General features: G+C 37.7%; 1 protein-coding gene. It reads left to right on the forward strand.

The window, feature by feature from the left end; all coding sequences use genetic code 11:
- Positions 1 to 94: 94 nt before the first annotated feature.
- A partial coding sequence (locus tag P0N36_RS15370) for a CapA family protein (RefSeq protein ID WP_275843771.1) occupies positions 95 to 1279 on the forward strand: 1185 nt, incomplete at its 3' end.

Consider the following 1279-nt stretch of genomic DNA (forward strand, 5'->3'; position numbering starts at 1 on the left):
AGGTTTGCTACATAAATAGTTCAAATGCTTGACAAAAGATATTTTTTCATAAAAAATATAAGTAGGGTTAAAGAATACATTTTAAGGAGATGACATGAGACTTATTAGAATTTTGACTTTATGGCTTATGGTACTGGTTATTCTTTCGAGTTGTATTATGGGTAATCGTAAAGTAGTGGAGCCAAAAGAACCGATTAATCAGGCAAGTACCAATTCAGAAGAAGTTCCTGTAAATGCGAGTCAAGAAGCAATTCAACAAGATGAAATTCAAATAGAAGTAATTAGTGAAACCAAAAGAGTATCACTTTTATCGGTTGGAGATATTATGATGCATGTTTATCAGTTGAGACGCGGATATAATGGTGTTGATTTTGATTTTTCAGATTCATTTCGATATGTTGCACCGATTATTCAAGAAGGAGATTATGCAGTAGGTAACCTTGAGACAACTTTTGGTGGCGTAGGTACTCAAAGAGTCAACAACGAAAAAACTGTGTTTAGAGGTTATAGTGGCTATCCAACCTTTAATAGCCCGGATGTTTTAGCACAAAATATAAAAGACGCCGGCTTTGATTTGGTGTCAACGGCAAATAACCACTCTCTTGATACAGGTACAAAAGGGTTACTTAGAACGCTAGAAGTATTAGAGCAAAATAAGCTAGAGCATATAGGCACCTTCAGGACACAGGAAGAGGCAGGTGCCATTAAGACAGTTGATATAGATGGTATTGAATTTGCCATGATCAGCTATACCTATGGCATGAATGGCTTTACACTTAAAGAAGATGAAGATTATATGGTGAATCATCTGAATATGTACGATGAAAAATATGTTAATGAAATGCTTGAGAAAGTATCTTTTGCTAAGAAAACCACGAAGGGTCTTGTGGTGGTGATGCTTCATTATGGCAATGAATATAAGGCCTTCCCGGATCAGAATTATCAAAAGCCTATTGTGAATCGGCTTTTTGAAGCTGGTGCGGACATTATATTAGGTGGTCACCCCCATGTGTTGCAACCAGTCGCCTTGAAGGAGATGGTTGATGAAGATGGTAGTACAAGAGTTGGGGTTGTTATTTATTCGTTGGGCAACTTTATTTCTTCACAACGGAATGTGGATGGTAAGGGCCCTCATAAGGATATTGGGTTAATCTTTGAAGTCATTGTTGAGCAAGTGGACGACCAACAACCGGAAATCATTGAAGTTGCCTATACGCCTACCTATACCCACTGGTCTAAAAAGGCAATTACGATTGTACCGACTTATGATGTTCCCAAG

This window comes from Petrocella sp. FN5, from assembly GCF_029210395.1.
GTDB lineage: Bacteria > Bacillota > Clostridia > Lachnospirales > Vallitaleaceae > Petrocella.